The organism is Spirosoma agri (assembly GCF_010747415.1).
GTDB classification, from domain to species: domain Bacteria; phylum Bacteroidota; class Bacteroidia; order Cytophagales; family Spirosomataceae; genus Spirosoma; species Spirosoma agri.
In genome coordinates this window covers 1,338,967-1,355,951 of record NZ_JAAGNZ010000001.1, presented here as the reverse complement: position 1 = coordinate 1,355,951, position 16,985 = coordinate 1,338,967, and the positions used below count along the sequence as shown (strand labels likewise).

Genomic DNA, 16,985 nt, shown 5'->3' with positions numbered 1-16,985 from the left:
TGTTTCCGAAACATCCAGCGTTCAATAAGATCCTTTTTTGTTCACCTCTCCGCACCATTATTCACCTCACGACTAACAGCCAAAGGCACCTCATACCCAAAACCGACTCTAAGCCCTTTCGCTCATCTGTACTATGGAAAGAAGAGATTTCATCAGGACGACCGGCCTCATCGGAGGTGCCTACGCTTTTTCAGGACCTTCTGCGCTGGCAAATCCGTCAATGGCTGTACCGGCTCCAACCGAAGCATTCTGGCTCGACGGGCCGATGCGCTGGGCACAGCTTGCGTTTGTGGAACGTGACCCCGGCCATTATGATCCGGATTTCTGGCTCAGTTATTTCAAACGGATTCACGCCGACGGTGCTTTGTTGAGTGCGGGTGGTATTGTTGCCTTCTATCCGACCAATATTCCGCTTCACCACCGCAGCGATTTTATGGGTAACTCCGACACGCTGGGTTATCTGGTGGACGGCTGTAAAAAGCAGGGTATGAAAATCATGTTGCGTACCGATCCTCATGCCGCCCGGCAGGACGTTTACGACGCGCACCCCGACTGGATTGCGGTAACCGCCGATGGTAAGAAACGCCGTCACTGGGCCAATCCGGATTTATGGGTAACCTGCGCGCTGGGACCTTACAATTTTGAGTTCATGACGCAGGTGAATCAGGAGATCATGGAGAAATTTCAGCCGGAAGGAATTTTCTCGAACCGCTGGCATGGTCATGACATCTGCTACTGTGAACATTGCACGACCAACTTCAAAGCGGCCACCGGACTGGAACTACCCAAGGCTGCCGACAAACTTAATCCAACGTACCGAAAATGGGCTGATTGGCGCATGAAGCGGCTGCGCGACGTTTGGTCGGTGTGGGATGCCGGTATCCGGAAGCAAAAACCGAGTGCCCGCTTCATTCCGAACGGTTTTCCCGACAAAGTAATAACGGGTAAAGAGGCCGATCTCTTCTTCGCCGACCAACAGGCGCGAAAGGGATTAACCGCACCCTGGGCCAATGGGAAAGGCGCTAAAGAGCTGCGGTCGACGCTGGGACTAAAACCCTTGATCGGTATTTTCAGCATCGGCATCGAAGAAGAATTTCGCTGGAAAGATTCCGTACAGAGCGATGCCGAAATTCGCATTTGGGTGGCAGAAGGAACCGCCAATGGTATGCGCCCCTGCTTCGTAAAGTTCGGTGGTGACATCTACGACAAACGCTGGATGGAGTCTGTAGCTAAGGTGTACGAAGGCTACCATAAAAACGAGAAATACCTGCGCAACACAGCTTCAATGGCCCGCGTCGGCGTGGTGTATTCGGAGCAGACCGACAAAAACTACGGCGGTCAGCCGTGGCAGCAGAAAAGCGGTGACCATCTGGACGGCGTGTACCACAACCTCGTCGAGAGCCGCATTCCGTTCGACATGGTGAACGACCGCCTGCTGACCCCCGACGATCTGAAGCGATTCAAGTTATTGATCTTGCCCAATATCGCGGCTCTTTCCGATGCCCAATGCAAGCAAATACAAGCGTTTGTGGACAATGGCGGGAGTATCGTATCTACGTTTGAAACATCGCTCTATAACGAAGAAGGCCAACAACGACCCGATTTCGGACTGGCCAGTCTGTTCGGCGTTTCCTACGACAAGAAAGTAGAAGGACCGATGCGCAACAGCTATCTGCAACTGCGCAACGACGCAAAAAATAGCCAGACACAACTGATTCTAAAAGGGCTGGATGATACGCCACGGATTATTAATACAATCTACAAAGTCAATGTAAAACCAACGGCCACGTTCCCCAGCCCGATCACGCTCATTCCGACCTACCCGGATCTACCGATGGAGGATGTGTATCCACGAGTTGCCGAAACCGATACACGGGAGCTTTATCTGCGGCAGGTTGGCAAAGGCCGCGTCGCCTACATTCCGGGTGATCTGGACCGGTCGTTCTGGCAACTGCTGGGCACTGATCATGGGCAACTGCTGAGCAACGTCATCAACTGGGCGCTTGACGAAGAACCGGTTGCTGCCATCACAGGGCCGGGTGTTATCGATGTTAACGTCTGGCGGCAGGCCAATTCGATGACCGTCCATCTGGTGAACCTGACCAATCCGATGATGATGAAAGGGCCTTTCCGAGAACTGATCCCGGTCGAAGCGCAGGTTACCGTTCAGGTTCCGGTGGGCGCAAAAGTGACCGGTGTCAAGCTGCTGATGAGCGATCAGAAACCTAAATTCGAGGTAAAAGGCGGCAAATTGACGGTAGCCGTACCCAAAATCCTCGATCACGAAATTGTTGCGCTGGATTTGGCTTAACTTACTTGAAATGGTGTCGACTTTGTCGGGTTGAGACAACTCAGACCATCGAGCCCGATGCTATTCAGGAGTCAGCAGTAGCGCAAGCGATACAGAACACCCATCGACTTGTTGGAATGAACGTTACCACTAATCGAATACACCCATGATCTGGAAACAAGTTATTGACCCCTTCAACAGTATTGCTTTATCTGTCCTGGTTGCGGCCATTCCCATCCTTTTCATCTTCTGGGCCTTGATCATCAAAAAAATGAAAGGGTATCAGGCCAGTTTAATCGCCACAGGTCTTGCCATGATCATTGCCACACTGGTGTACGGAATGCCGGTGAAACTCGCGCTGTTGTCGGCGGCACACGGGGCGCTGTACGGCCTGTTTCCCATTTGCTGGCTGGTGATCATGGCGGTTTTTCTGTTCAACATTACCGTCAAGAGCGGTCAGTTCGAGATCATCAAGCATTTTATGGCGTCGATCACGTCTGACCGGCGCTTGCAGGCGCTGTTGATCGCCTTCTCGTTCGGGTCATTTCTGGAAGGTACTGCCGGATTCGGTGCACCCGTTGCCATCACGGCGGCCATGCTGGTCGGGTTGGGGTTCAATCCACTCTACGCGTCGGGTATCTGCCTGATTGCTAATACCGCGCCGGTCGCGTTTGGCTCCATCGGTATTCCCATTACGGTAGCCTCGCAAGTGTCGGGCATTCCCGAGCTACCCATTTCGCAGATGGTGGGCCGGACATTACCGATCCTGTCGATCATGCTGCCTTTTTACCTGGTTTCTATCATTGCCAGCGTCAAAAAAGCGCAGGAAATCTGGCCCGCCGTCCTGGTATCGGGTCTCTCCTTCGCCTTTCTTCAGTACGTGTCGTCCAACTTCTTAGGCCCTGCCCTACCCGACGTTATCGCCGGTCTTGGATCCATTGTTTGCCTGATGGTATTCCTGCAAGTCTGGAAACCGAAAACCACCTGGCGGTTTACCAACGAGCCAGCCGCCACGATTAATACCGATGTTCGTTACACAAGAGGCCAACTCATTCGGGCGTGGGCACCGTTTATTGTGCTGACGATCATGGTCATTGCCTGGGGTGTACAACCGATCAAAGATGCGCTGAATTCGGCGGGCATGGTACAGTTCGAATTTCCGGGGCTTCACAATGCTATTCAGGGCGAAGATGGTAGTCTGTTACCCAAGCTATTCAAATTCAATTACTTGTCGGCGGCAGGAACGGCCATTCTGATGGCGGGACTTATTTCGATTCCGCTCGTTGGCCTAACCTATCGCGAGGGGGCAACCGTGTTCGGTGCGACGCTGAATCAACTCAAATTTCCAATTCTCACGATTGCTGCGGTATTGGGTTTCGCCTATATCCTCAATGATTCGGGGATTACGCTCACGTTGGCCGCAGTGCTGGCGAATACGGGTTTTCTGTTCCCATTCTTTGCGCCCGTACTGGGTTGGTTAGGTGTATTTATCACCGGCTCCGACACCTCCGCCAATGCACTGTTCAGCAAACTGCAATACGCCACCGCGCAGTCCATCGGCGTTGATCCGGTGGTAACCGTAGCGGCCAACATCTCGGGTGGCGTTGTGGGTAAAATGATATCGCCCCAATCCATCGCCGTAGCCGCAGCAGCGGGTAATCTGGTAGGCAAGGAATCCGAATTGTTCCGCTTCACGGTAAAGCATAGTTTCTTCATGCTGCTCTTCATCTGCTTCCTTGTGCTGGCACAGGCGTATGCGATAAAGTGGGTTATTCCCGTCTACGAAATGCTGGGCAGCAAGAAAACGGCAACGATTCCCGACGTTTCGAAAGGCTACACGTGCCTGATTGGTTTAGCGATTTTACTAGCCGTTATCGCCACCGCCATTCTGCGAACGGCCAAAACGAAAGAACCAACCCCCGATCTTGTCAATTAATTGTTTGTTTTCCGAATGCCCGTCTTTGTGATTGTATGACCGTTGATATGGCCCACGTCATGACGTTTGCCAAAACCATAAAAGGCGCAGGGTTTATGTCAGCTGCCTATTTCACAGCCCTAGAAACCTCAACAACACGCTGGAGATCGATTATCTAAACACAGCCCACCCGCCCGTCGTTAGCGTTGACGTAAAGCCGTTTGGCAATGAAGGTTCAGATGTCGTTCTTGCCAATACCAAGCGCATACGGCATGTAGCCTGAGTGCGCGTTTAGCCAGTTATCATTCGGGCAGTATGGATCCGGATGTCTTATTCTATCAACAAGAAATGTCAACGATGAAGATTGTCGTATTAGATGGGTATACATTAAATCCGGGCGACATATCCTGGAAAGAATTGGAAAAACTTGGCGAGTTAACGGTATATGACCGAACGGCAGCCGATGATGTCGTGGAACGGGCGCAGGATGCCGAGATCATTTTCACCAACAAAGTACCACTGGGCGAAGACGTGTTAGCGAAATTGCCCAAATTGAAATTCATCGGTATTCTGGCTACAGGGTATAACATCGTCAATACGGACGTAGCGAAAAAAAATGGGGTTATCGTCAGCAACGTACCCGGCTACAGCACCGCATCGGTAGTACAACTCTCCTTTGCGCTATTGCTCGAACTAACCCTGCACGTACAACGTCATAGTGATTCCGTTATGGATGGCAAATGGGCGCGTTCGGCGGATTTTTGCTTCTGGGATTATCCGCTCATCGAACTGGCCGACAAGACAATGGGCATTATCGGTTTCGGTAGTATTGGCGAAAAGGTCGCCGATGCAGCCACAGCCTTCGGCATGAATGTGATTGGCTCGAAACGGCATCGTACGGACCAGTCGCACCGCAAGAACTTTAAATGGGCCGAAATCCCCGAGTTGCTCGCACAGTCCGATGTCGTCAGTATTCACGCGCCACTAACGCCCGAAACGCAGGGGCTTATCAATAAAGAAAATCTGGCGTTGATGAAACCCACGGCGTTTCTGCTGAATACGTCAAGGGGACCACTGGTCGTCGATCAGGACCTGGCCGACGCGCTGAATAACGGGGTCATTGCGGGCGCGGGTATCGATGTGTTGTCCAAAGAACCGCCAGCCGCCGACAACCCTTTGTTCAAGGCGAAGAATTGTCTAATCACACCGCACATTGCCTGGGCGACGAAAGAAGCCCGGACCCGGCTCATGGCTATTACCGTCGATAATCTGTCGGCATTCATAAACGGAAATCCGGTCAATGTAGTCAACAAGTGAGCTAGTTCACGTAGGAAAATGCGTTTGTTCGTTACCCGTCGGACGAACGCGTTAAGTGTCTTGTTGCGTGTATTCACCTGTTTTTTCGCCACCTGATCGGGGTATAATCCATTTTTTCTCGGCTCGGACACAGAATTGACATTCAGCCAGAACAATGGCTAAATAGAATGCATGGCCAGCTAATCACACAAAAAAGTAACGTCGCCCCTTCTTTTTCCCGATCATGAAACCGACCCGCGTTCTTATTGCCCCCAATGCGTTCAAGCACAGTCTCGACGCCACCGCTGTAGCCCTGGCGATTCAGGAGGGGTTGCAGAAAAGTACGCTCGACTGTGTTTGTAAATGCTTTCCGGTGGGCGATGGTGGAGATGGTACGGGGGCGTTGATAATCCAGAAGCATAAGGGGACACTTGTTTCGGTTCAGGTGAGTGATCCCTTTGATCGGAAGATTACCTCGTTGTTTGGGCTAGTCAATGAGGGTGACACGGCCATCATCGAAATGGCGAATGCATCAGGGATTCAACTCGTCAAACCCGAGGAGCTAAATCCCTTACGCGCAACCTCATTCGGAACGGGCGAACTTATTAAAGCAGCGCTGGACAAGGGCGTCAAAAAATTCGTTCTGGCCATTGGCGGTTCGGCAACGGTAGATGGCGGCACCGGTATTTTACGCGCACTGGGCATCCGCTTTCTCGATGCGGCCAACAACGAACTAACCATCCCCGAACGCTTGACCGCCCTGACTCGCATCGACCTGTCAAACCTCGATCAGCGGATTCTAGCTTGTGACATCACCATTCTTTGCGATGTCGAAAATACATTACTGGGCGATGAAGGGTCGGCGGCTGTTTTTGGGCCACAAAAGGGAGCGACACCCAATGGCGTGAAAAAACTCGATGCCAGTCTGGCTACATTCGCCCAGGTAGCCAGGCAACAAACGGGTATCGACATGACGATTGTTAGGCATGGCGGGGCGGCTGGTGGCGTAGCAGCCGGGCTTCATACCTTTCTCAACGCCAGACTGGTCAACGGCATCGATTTTTTTCTCGAATTTACGGGGTTCAGCGAAGTGCTGGCCAACGCGGATCTGGTGATTACGGGCGAAGGCAGCATCGACGAACAAACGTTACACGGCAAAGGCCCGTTTGGGGTCGCGTATCAGGCGAAGCAGAAGAACCTACCTGTCATTGGCCTGGCGGGCAAGATACCCCTGGAACAGAACGCTAAATTGAACCAGTATTTCGACGTACTACTGGCAGTCGGCAATGGGCCGACCGATATGACTACAGCACTAGGTTGTACGGAACAAAATCTGGTACGCACCGCCTGGCAACTCGGCAATTTACTAGCCATGAATTCTCGCTGATCGCAAAAAAAAACAAATCCGGCTACCGTTTTGAGTAGGAAGCACCCGGAAACGATTTACTGTGAATAAAGAAGCTCTATGACTGGCCTGAGACTGCTCCTGTTTTTCTCACTCGTTACAACCTCGCTGACGCAGGCCCGCATTATTCGAATTGATATTACCAGCGTTCAATCGCCTACGTTCGACGGAAAAGTCTTCGGCCGGGTGGGCGCTTACGAAAAACTGCGGGGCAGAGCTTATGGCGAACTGGACCCGAACAGTCCGCAAAACGCCGTCATTACCGATATCAGGCTGGCACCGCGTAATGCGAAGGGCATGGTAGAATACGCCATGGATATTTACATCCTGAAGCCAATCAACCTCGCCACCGGCAATCATAAACTCGTTCTGGAGATCAACAACCGGGGCGGGAAACTAATCGGTGGTTTCAACCAAAGCAGCGGGGGCAACGATCCCAGTACGGCGGAACAGGCTGGTGAAGGGTTTCTGATGAACAGGGGCTACACAATGGCCTGGAACGGTTGGGACTGCTCGGCACAGTCAGTCAATAATAACCTGACCATCAATGTTCCCATAGCGAAGAATTCAGACGGATCGTCCATTACCGGGCCGTCGTATGAATACATCGTTTATGACAATGCGACATCATTGTCGTATTCACTAGCGTATCCGGCAGCCACATTGGCAAAGGTGCAGGCGACGCTCACCGTGCGTGATCACCTACAGGATGCACCGGTGGTCATCCCTGCCGATGCGTGGGAATACATCGATGAGAAAACCATTCGGTTAATGCCCGCCGGGACACCGTTTCGGCAAAGTGCCATTTATGAATTCAGGTACACCGCTCGCGATCCGGTTGTGGCAGGCATTGGTTTTGCGGCTACCCGCGATTTCGTGTCGTTCCTGCGGTATGCCACCGCCGACGATTTCGGACATCCCAATCCGGTAGCGGGCGATATTCGGCATACATTTTCGTATTCGCTCTCACAACCGGCCCGTTACGTCAATGATTTTCAGACGCTGGGCTTCAATGCCGATGAGCAGAACCGGCAAGTGCTGGACGGGATTGAAAACTGGATGGGGGGCGCTAGCGGAATCGGGCTTAACGTTCGATTTGCGCAACCCGGCCGAACAGAACGCAATCGGCAGAATCACCTGTACCCGGAGGGTATTTTCCCATTCGCCTATCCCACAACGACCGATCCGCTGACGGGCAAAACAGCGGGACGCACTGCGAGATGCAAGGCCAGTAATACCTGTCCAAAGGTATTTGAGATCAACTCCGCCAACGAATATTGGGTAAAAGCCGCGTCACTATTGCATTCCGACAGTAAAGGCAACGATCTGCCTGACCCCGACAATGTTCGCTTTTTTCTGGTATCTGGTGCACAACACGGAACGGGCGATGGGGCCAACCGGGGCCTATGTCAGCAATTTCAGAACCCAACCAATGCCGAACCAGTTTTGAGGGCTCTTTTCGTTGCTCTCGACGAATGGGTCACAAAAGGCGTTGCGCCACCGGCCAGCGAAGTTCCCCGACGAGCAACCAGAACCGCCGTCGTGGCGATTCCGCAAGCAGGTTCCGAAACGGGGCTGGTTCCGCAACTGGCACTTGGCTGGCCAACAATTCCGGGCGTAACGTATACCGGCGTTATTACCACACATTACCTGCTCGATTTTGGTCCTTCGTTCCAGCAGGGCATCATAACGAAGTTACCGACGGGTGTGGCAGGGCGACCGGCCTACGTTAATTTTGTTTCCAAGGTGGATTCTGACGGGAACGAAATGGCCGGTATTCGCTTGCCACCCGTTGCCGTACCGATTGCTACAACCACTGGATGGGCGTTGCGTCAGGCTAGCTTTGGCGGAAATGACGGCTGCGAAGGAGCAGGCCAGATGATCCCCTTCAAAACAAATAAGGCCGAACAAGTAACCGCGCACGATCCGCGTCTATCGCTACAGGAACGCTACGCCACGCATGAGGGCTATGTCGACGCCGTTCGACGGGCCGTTCAGAAACTGATCAAGCAACGATTTTTGTTGCCCGAAGACGCCGGAGCGTACGTCCAAAAAGCTCAGGCTAGTACTATTTTGCGCTAACTTGTCGGGCTTTATAATTCATCTAAGCCTTATTTTTCAGAAGTTCGCTTAACTTACTGACCTATTTTGTGATTGATCCATCAAACGCCATGCAGCGGTATCGTTTCTGGTCCGTAAGTCAACTAACAAATGGGCTACTAACCATAAGCCTTGTTTTGTAGTTTCCTGGCATTTCTGGGCGATGTCAGCGACAATCAAAGTCGCTCAAAAGCGGTAGTACATACAGAACTGTTCGCTACAAACAGACAGGAACCGAGCCAGCAAACAAGTATAGGTATAACGGCTGTTTCTCCTGACCAAACACCAGCGTTCCCAAACAAAAGACATTCCCTGGCACTAGCGACGCTCACGTACAATAGACTAGTTGCCAACAAGTTGAGCAGAAGCGACGATCGATTCGTCGTTAGCAAACAGATTTCCTTTCTCTTACCCATCAAGACCGCTCCAGCCGACTCCGAAGAGCCAGCTTCCGTTTCTCCCGGCGTCTAGCTTGCCCGTATCCGTCCTGTTTGCGGGTAGTCCTCTCCCAATTACTCCATCCGATGTGCTGCTTAGAAACAGCATCAATTCATTCGTTTATTGGTATGAACCATCTCAGAAAACTGCTGAAAGCAGTCATCCTCTTGTGCCTGATTACATTAGCGTTATGCGGTATTGGTACCAGTACGGGTCCTTTGTTCACCCAGAATAAAGAGCGTTATTCCGATCACGGGATCAGGACAGAACTGGTTATGACGAAAGACGAAGATGCGGACACAACGCAGGCCGATGAAAGCAAATCATAAGCAAGGCACGTAGATCACACCAGTCAACTACCATTGGTAGCAGGCAACTTTGTGCGCTGGGCCTAACTTATCGCCTATAGAACACCCCGATTCAACGCGCGGCTTTCTTCTTTTTCCGTTTTTGCCGCCAGGCCTTTACATCGGCCGTTAGGTTTTCGAGAAAGAACGAAGGACCGACCGAGATGTAGAAACCGGTATAATTAATCTGGCTTTCGGGAATATCTCTTTTTAGAATAAACCGGTAGCCGGTCAGCATATTCAGTCCGAACCAGTGTACTGGTTTTAGCCAGCGTATGGCCGGGAACTGATAGGCGGCTGATACACCGACGCCAAGCGGCAAAAATATACCACGGGCTACTTCGTTCGATTGCTCGTCATTTCGCTCGTAGCGGGAGTGTCCGTACCCAAACTCAATGGGTGTACTGATTTCAAACGCTTTTCGTCGAAGCCAATAGCGCTCGTAGTAAACCGTGGCAATACGCAAATGGCGCGTTACAGATTCGGACGTATTGGGCAATAAACCGGGCCGGTCGAGGTGCTGGTTGATAAAATAAAAGCCTGCGCCAGCCTTGAAACTGGCAGACCGACCTCCCTGGAGTGCTGGGCGATCCTGCTTCGGTGGAAACAGAAAGCCCGCCCGTATTCCGTAAACACTCACTGGTATCCGCCGACCATTGTCGTTACGCGTATCGCTGAAAAAGAAAAATCGTTGATCGGTCGAAGCAGTAAAGGTAAGCGGGTTAGGTTTTGTGCTCTTGGCAGCCAGCGTATCGCGCAACTGAATCTGCGCCTGTGTAGAACCAGCAACACAAAGTCGGCCTAATAGACTTAAAACAAACAAAAAAGAGACTATACGTATACTCAGCATGCAGTGATCTGCCGACTCCGGCATAGGGGGTTCATAACAGTGAGGGGTAAATCTTCCACGACCTCTTTTTGCCAGAAATGACAACGCGCTTTATCTGATTAGTAGTAAATGACCGTTACTTACTTTCTCAGCCATCGAACTAGACTACATAACTGGCAATCACCTTAATAGTTATAATCCCGGTCAGCAGTTGCTAAACTACCATAAATTATCAGCTTACCCGTAACCGTTTCAGGAAAACCGTTAAAACAAATAACGATCGAACCTTTTATTATTTGACTGCCGATATAACTGATGCAACCCTCACACCTACCTAACCATCAGCACATTAAACACCGACCCTGTTCTTTTTCGTGAACAAGGCGGTTTTGGAACCAGAATATCTATGAGTAGAAACCCTTAGTGGATTTTCTTTAGTCGACATTTAGCAGCTATACAAATCGTGTCTCACAAGCCATATTCAGCCTACACCGCCGAGGAATTCGCCCTCGACGACCTGTTCGTTCGCTGGGTGCAACACCCAACCGACGAAGAGGTTGTGGCGTATTGGCAAATCTGGCTGTCTCATAATCCAGATTGTACGGATACGGTTGAGGTAGCGCGTGAACTGGTCGAAACGGCCTCGCGTTCCAGCAGTTCTTCCTTAACGCCGGACGAAACTTCATCTGTCTGGGGACGTATCCGCGAATCGCTTCAGACAATGGAAGACCTACGGCCATTGCAGCCCGATGTACGGGCCGTGGTCGGCTGGTGGTATTTTCTACGGACGGTTGCGGCTACGCTGGGTGTCATACTCCTCCTGGGGTGGGCATTATGGATACAATACGGGCCGGGTCGATCCATCAAAACCATCCAGACAACTGCCGGACCGCCCCGCACCATCAATTTACCCGACGGCTCAACCGTGCGTCTTCATGCCAACAGCCAGCTTCGGTATGACCGGCGCGGTTTCGCACGCCAATGGTCGGAAGAAACGCCACGGGCTGTCTGGCTGGAAGGCGAAGCCGATTTTGCCGTAGCGCATCGTGAGGATACAACGTCGGCCCGGCTCTTTCGGGTGCATACGCCCGATCTTACCGTCGAAGCGCTGGGTACGACCTTCCGGGTTCAGCAAGGCCCCGGCTGTACGCGGGTTGCCCTACAATCGGGGCAGGTGAATTTACTACTCCATCAACAAAAAACGATACGGCTCAATCCCGGCGACTCGGTTGAAATAGCAGCCGGATCAGTACAGGATTTACCTCAATAGTATTCTAGTAACAGTACCCAATATCAGTGTACCCTATTGCTTTCTTAAACCCTTAATTCTTACTCTTAATGCAAAACACAATTACCAATCAGCCCAGGCTGCCGTCTGGCCGTCGGTTAGCCGTACAGCGGACCTGGCTTCCACTACTCGGTCTGGCCGCAATTTCGCTGGTAAGCCAGCCAGTGTTCAGTGCTCCGCCAACCAAGAAACTGGCCTTGGAAAATCCGATGCAGGAACGTGCTGTCACAGGAAAAGTACTGTCATCCGATGACAATACCGCATTACCGGGTGTAAACGTAGCCGTCAAAGGAACCACCCGTGGTACGACGACTGATGCATCGGGCAATTACCGCATCAATGTTCCTAACGATCAGGCCGTTCTGGTCTTTTCTTCAGTCGGTTTTCTTTCGCAGGAAGTGAGTGTCGGCAACCGTTCAGCGGTCAACATAACGATTCAGGCAGATACCCGGTCTCTGAACGAAGTCGTTGTTGTCGGGTATGGTACTCAAAAGAAGAGCCAGCTGACCGGTGCTATTTCATCGGTTTCGGCGAAGCAAATTACCGAACAACCCATTACGAACATAGGTCAGGCAATGCAGGGCCGTGTCGCAGGTGTAGATGTAGCGCAATCCGGGAGTAAGCCAGGCTCAACACCGACGATCCGGATTCGGGGCCGTCGTTCGTTCAATGCCGGTAATAACCCGCTGTATGTTGTCGATGGCATTCCGCTTACTGGAGATAGAAATGAATTGTTGGGCTCTCGTCCATTCGATTTTACCTCGGGTGGTTACGAAGACCTGAATCCAAACGATGTTGCCTCGCTGGAAATCTTAAAAGATGCTACGGCAACTGCAATTTACGGGGCCAGAGGTGCTAACGGCGTCGTACTGGTAACAACCAAACGGGGCAATAACAACGGAAAGACGACGATCAGCTATGATGCCTACGCGGGCGTTACAGATCCGTTAGACAAAGTTCACCTATTCAATGGCCCAGAATTTGCCGAATACGTACGGGAAGCTTACCGGTCTACCAATGAGTATAATGACGCCAATGGAAAGCCCGTACCAACAGGTGTAGCGGATGCTTATGCAGACGCCCACGTTGCTCCTCTAGGGGGAGACCCTGCTGTAGCCGCCGGTATTGCCGCCAATCGGAACACCGACTATCAGTCATTGATCCTAAGGCAGGGGTTTCAACAAAATCACTCACTTGGCATTCAGGGGGGAACCGAAAAAACACAGTTCTATATTTCCGCTGGTTATTTTCTCGACAAAGGCATTAATCCTGGCCTAGATTACTCGCGTTATTCATTGCGGGCCAACATTGATCATCAAATCAATAAGGTGATCAAAGTCGGTGTCTCTTCGTATATGATGTACAGCCTTCGAAATGGAGCCAATCTTAATCCATACGGTTTCACGCTTTCGCAAAACCCACTTGGCAGGCCCTATGATGATAACGGCAACATCATCTTCTCGCCTACCAACGATGCCCTGTTGACTAACCCACTGGCAGAAATTGTGCCGGGCGCTCAGGTAGACCAAATCAAGAAATACCGCATTTTCAACAGCATCTATGCAGAGGCCAACATCATTAATGGCTTGAAGTATCGCGTCAATTTTGGCCCCGATTTTTCCGTTTCGCGCGCAGGTCGCTTTACTGGCTCCCAAACGAACGACCGGAAGGGTGGTGACCCAACGGCGTCTAACAACAATCAGTTTGGATTCAATTATACACTGGAAAATATCCTGACGTATAGCAAGACGTTTGGTGATCATAATATAGGCATAACGGCACTACAATCCATTCAGCGGGATAATTTTGAATACAGTAACCTATCCGTACAAGGTATTCCGGCCGAAACGCAGCAATACAACAATGTAGGGAATGCCAGCCTAGTGCTGGGTGTCGGTAGCAATTTAATTCAATGGACGCTCAACTCGTTCATGGGCCGGATTAACTACGATTACAAAGACAAATACCTGGTAACCGCTACGCTCCGTCGGGATGGGTCAAGCCGTTTTGGTGAAAACACTAAATACGGTAACTTTCCGGGTATAGCCCTGGCATGGAATATCAATAATGAAGATTTTCTAAAAGAAGTTACATGGCTCGATCAGTTAAAGTTACGGGTTAGCCGGGGTTCTGTAGGAAACCAGGGGGTAGTTCCGTATCAGACACAGGGCTTGTTGAGCCGTACCGTATATGCCTGGAACAATACGGCAGCTTATGGGTATCGCCCTAGTACGATTGGCAATCCTGATTTAAAATGGGAAACGTCAACATCGTCAAACATTGGTGTGGACTTTAGCCTGTGGCGGGGACGCGTAGCCGGTTCGATCGAATTCTATCAAACCAATACAACCGACCTGCTACTGTCTGACCAGTTACCTCAGTCTATTGGCTTTAACGCTGTTACAAAAAACGTCGGCGAAACCCGCAACCGGGGGGTCGAAATTAGTTTATCGACGGTAAACGTTAACTCAAAAGGTGGGTTTAAGTGGACAACGGATTTCGCCTTCACCAAAAATAACGAAGCCATTATTTCCCTCTACAACGGTGCTGTTGATGACCTCGGCAACAAGTGGTTTATTGGCAAACCATTAACGGCTTATTTTGATTACAAGAAGGCAGGTATTTGGCAGACGAGCGAAGCCGATGCAGCGAAGTCATACCAAAGTGCGGTTGGGCAAATTAAAATACAGGATACCAACAAAGACGGCAAAATTACTGCCGATGACCGTGTCTTCCTGGGTTCAGATATTCCCAACTTTAGTGCTGGGATTACCAACCGCTTTAGTTACAAAGGGTTCGATCTATCGTTCTTCGTATATGGACGTTTTGGCCAAACAATCCTGAGCGGATTCCACCGGGATAACAATCAGCTGGCCGGTCGATATAATCAAATCAAAGTGGATTATTGGACGCCGAATAACCCGACCAATGAATTTCCGCGCCCCAATCACAACCAGGAATTCCCTGTCAATAACTCCGCCTTATTTTACTTCGATGGTACATTCGTGAAAGTTCGTAATATCAATTTTGGGTATACCTTCTCGTCAAAGTTAACTCAGAAGTTAGGTATGCAATCGCTACGTGTCTTTACCAGTATTCAGCAGCCGTTCATCTTCTCGACGTATCGGTCGAAATACAACGGTGTCGATCCGGAAACAGCCGATGGCACAATCAATAATAATGTTACGCCTGCTACCCGGATAACGACCTTCGGCTTAAATGTTAAATTTTGACCGTACTGCACGAGGCTGTTTGACGCAACTTTTAATTCCTGAAAAAAATGAACCGTATACATATAAAAAAATCAGTTTGTACGCTTGGCGTACTAGCGTTTATGCTGGTTAGCCAATCTTGTAAAAACGTACTGGAGGAGAAAGTTATTTCCAGCATTGGGAATGATTATATCAACACCCCAAAGGGTTTCGAGGATGCTACCCGAGCTTCTTATGCTCCACTACGAAGTTTTTACGCAACACAGCAGGGCCTGACGATGACGGAATTCGGTACGGATTTGTATACGACCGGTTCTGACGGGAGTTACAAAGGCTTCCATTTCTACGATACCCAGCTAAATAGTTTTGTCGATATTTTACAGGGCGTTTGGGAAGAGCTTTACCGAGGCATCAACACGTGCAACGCGGTTATCGAACGGGCACCGGCAGCAACGGGACTTAGTGACGCGCTAAAAAAGCAGCGGGTAGCGGAAGTTAAGTTTCTTCGCGCACACTATTACTTTATTCTGGTACAACAATGGGGTGGGGTTGACTTGCGTTTAACGGAAACGCTGGGCCCTACAAAAAAAACCAGCCGGGCCACCGAAGCCGATATTTACAAAGCGATTCTGTCTGACCTTGAGTCGGCATTGCCAGACTTAGAAAACAAGGCCCGGTCGTCGGATTATGGCCGTGCCACAAAAGCGGCTGCGGAGCATCTTTTGGCTCGTGTATACCTCACAAAAGCAACATCATCAGCAAAAGCAACTGATGATTACGCCAAAGCCGCGACCTATGCTCAGAATGTAATTGCCAACTATGGGTTTAAATTATTGTCCGATTTTGCGAGTGTGTTTGCGCAGGGAGCAGGCGAAATTAATGATGAAGTAGTTTTCGCGGTCCAGTATACGTCTGATCCGCTGACCAATGCGGCCTCATCGCCATTAGCCAGTTCGGGGGGTAACACCGGGGGTAATAACCTTCATCTATTCTTCGGCATGCAGTATGATACGCAGGCAGGCATGGTTCGGGATGTTTTTTATGATCGTCCTTTTAGGCGCCTACGACCAACAACTTACGCTCTAGAAACTGTTTTCAAGGATCGCGTCAATGATTCGCGGTATAAAAAGTCGTTTCGTGATACCTGGTTAAGCAACAATCCAGGCACGTTTAACACGGCCTTCGATAAATCGAAATCAACCGTTACGTTCAAAGCGGGTGACACAGCCATTTTTATTCCCGGCTACGAAATGCCGCTGGCCGAACGGGCAAAAAAACCCTATCAGGTTCTGGTACCTAGTGCCTATACGGAGACTCTGTTTTTGCCACTTCAAAAATTTTTCGATCCACTTCGTCCTGACAAAACGTATGAGCCTGGTAGCCGCGACTATCTGGCGTTCCGCTTAGCCGAAACATACCTGATATTGGCCGAAGCTCAGATTAAGTTAGGAAAAACAACAGAAGCGGCTACGGCTATCAATGCAGTACGTCGGCGGGCAGCCTGGCCCGGCAAAGAAGCAGCGATGGAAATCAAGTCCGATAATGCTACGATGGATTTCCTGATGGAGGAACGCGGTCGTGAATTAATGGGGGAACAGATACGCTGGATGGATTTAAAACGCTGGGGAAATCTGGTAGAGCGGGTTAAACTCTACAACCCCCAAGGTGCGGTAAATGTAAAAGAGACGAATAACCTTCGCCCCATTCCGCAAACCCAAATTGACCGGTCGGAGAAAGCCGCCGATGGCAGTCCAGGGTTTCCACAGAATCCAGGTTATTAGTAAGTGATCGGGTAAATGGGTAATTGAGGTACTTACGTAATCGAGGTTCACAGCCACCCGGTTACCGATCTACCCCAACTACCC

At 50.6% G+C, this 16,985-nt stretch carries 10 protein-coding genes; 9 read left to right on the top strand and 1 reads right to left on the bottom strand.

What is annotated here, in order from left to right:
- Positions 1-133 precede the first annotated feature (133 nt).
- The 6 genes from GK091_RS05550 to GK091_RS05525 all read left to right on the top strand — a co-directional run bounded on the left by GK091_RS05550 (position 134) and on the right by GK091_RS05525 (position 9,773).
- Positions 134-2,311 carry an alpha-amylase family protein gene (locus tag GK091_RS05550; protein WP_164035610.1) on the top strand — a complete coding sequence of 726 codons (2,178 nt, stop codon included), beginning with the start codon at positions 134-136 and terminating at the stop codon, positions 2,309-2,311.
- Between the two features lie 145 nt (positions 2,312-2,456).
- Entirely contained in the window at positions 2,457-4,226 is a 1,770-nt protein-coding gene (locus GK091_RS05545; protein WP_164035609.1) for an L-lactate permease, read from the top strand.
- A 336-nt stretch (positions 4,227-4,562) separates the two neighbouring features.
- Positions 4,563-5,522, top strand: coding sequence for a D-2-hydroxyacid dehydrogenase (locus tag GK091_RS05540; protein ID WP_164035608.1), 960 nt, complete (start codon positions 4,563-4,565; stop codon positions 5,520-5,522).
- A 223-nt stretch (positions 5,523-5,745) separates the two neighbouring features.
- The gene (locus tag GK091_RS05535) at positions 5,746-6,888 is read left to right on the top strand and encodes a glycerate kinase (RefSeq protein ID WP_164035607.1); all 1,143 of its coding nucleotides are present in this window, start codon (positions 5,746-5,748) and stop codon (positions 6,886-6,888) included.
- A 78-nt stretch (positions 6,889-6,966) separates the two neighbouring features.
- Positions 6,967-8,988 carry an alpha/beta hydrolase domain-containing protein gene (locus GK091_RS05530; protein WP_164035606.1) on the top strand — a complete coding sequence of 674 codons (2,022 nt, stop codon included), beginning with the start codon at positions 6,967-6,969 and terminating at the stop codon, positions 8,986-8,988.
- 584 nt (positions 8,989-9,572) lie between these two features.
- Complete coding sequence (locus GK091_RS05525; RefSeq protein WP_164035605.1) at positions 9,573-9,773, top strand: hypothetical protein; 201 nt, start codon at positions 9,573-9,575, stop codon at positions 9,771-9,773.
- A 91-nt stretch (positions 9,774-9,864) separates the two neighbouring features.
- Here GK091_RS05525 and GK091_RS05520 read toward each other — a convergent pair whose 3' ends face one another.
- Complete coding sequence (locus GK091_RS05520) at positions 9,865-10,614, bottom strand: hypothetical protein (protein WP_246202146.1); 750 nt, start codon at positions 10,612-10,614, stop codon at positions 9,865-9,867.
- Positions 10,615-11,083: 469 nt separating this feature from the next.
- Between GK091_RS05520 and GK091_RS05515 the strand changes: the two genes are divergently transcribed.
- The 3 genes from GK091_RS05515 to GK091_RS05505 all read left to right on the top strand — a co-directional run bounded on the left by GK091_RS05515 (position 11,084) and on the right by GK091_RS05505 (position 16,901).
- Positions 11,084-11,890 (top strand): FecR family protein, encoded by an 807-nt coding sequence (locus GK091_RS05515; RefSeq protein ID WP_164035604.1) that lies wholly within the window; start codon positions 11,084-11,086, stop codon positions 11,888-11,890.
- A 68-nt stretch (positions 11,891-11,958) separates the two neighbouring features.
- Positions 11,959-15,141 carry a SusC/RagA family TonB-linked outer membrane protein gene (locus tag GK091_RS05510; protein WP_164035603.1) on the top strand — a complete coding sequence of 1,061 codons (3,183 nt, stop codon included), beginning with the start codon at positions 11,959-11,961 and terminating at the stop codon, positions 15,139-15,141.
- A gap of 47 nt (positions 15,142-15,188) precedes the next feature.
- Positions 15,189-16,901 (top strand): RagB/SusD family nutrient uptake outer membrane protein, encoded by a 1,713-nt coding sequence (locus GK091_RS05505; protein WP_164035602.1) that lies wholly within the window; start codon positions 15,189-15,191, stop codon positions 16,899-16,901.
- The last annotated feature ends 84 nt before the right edge of the window (positions 16,902-16,985 follow it).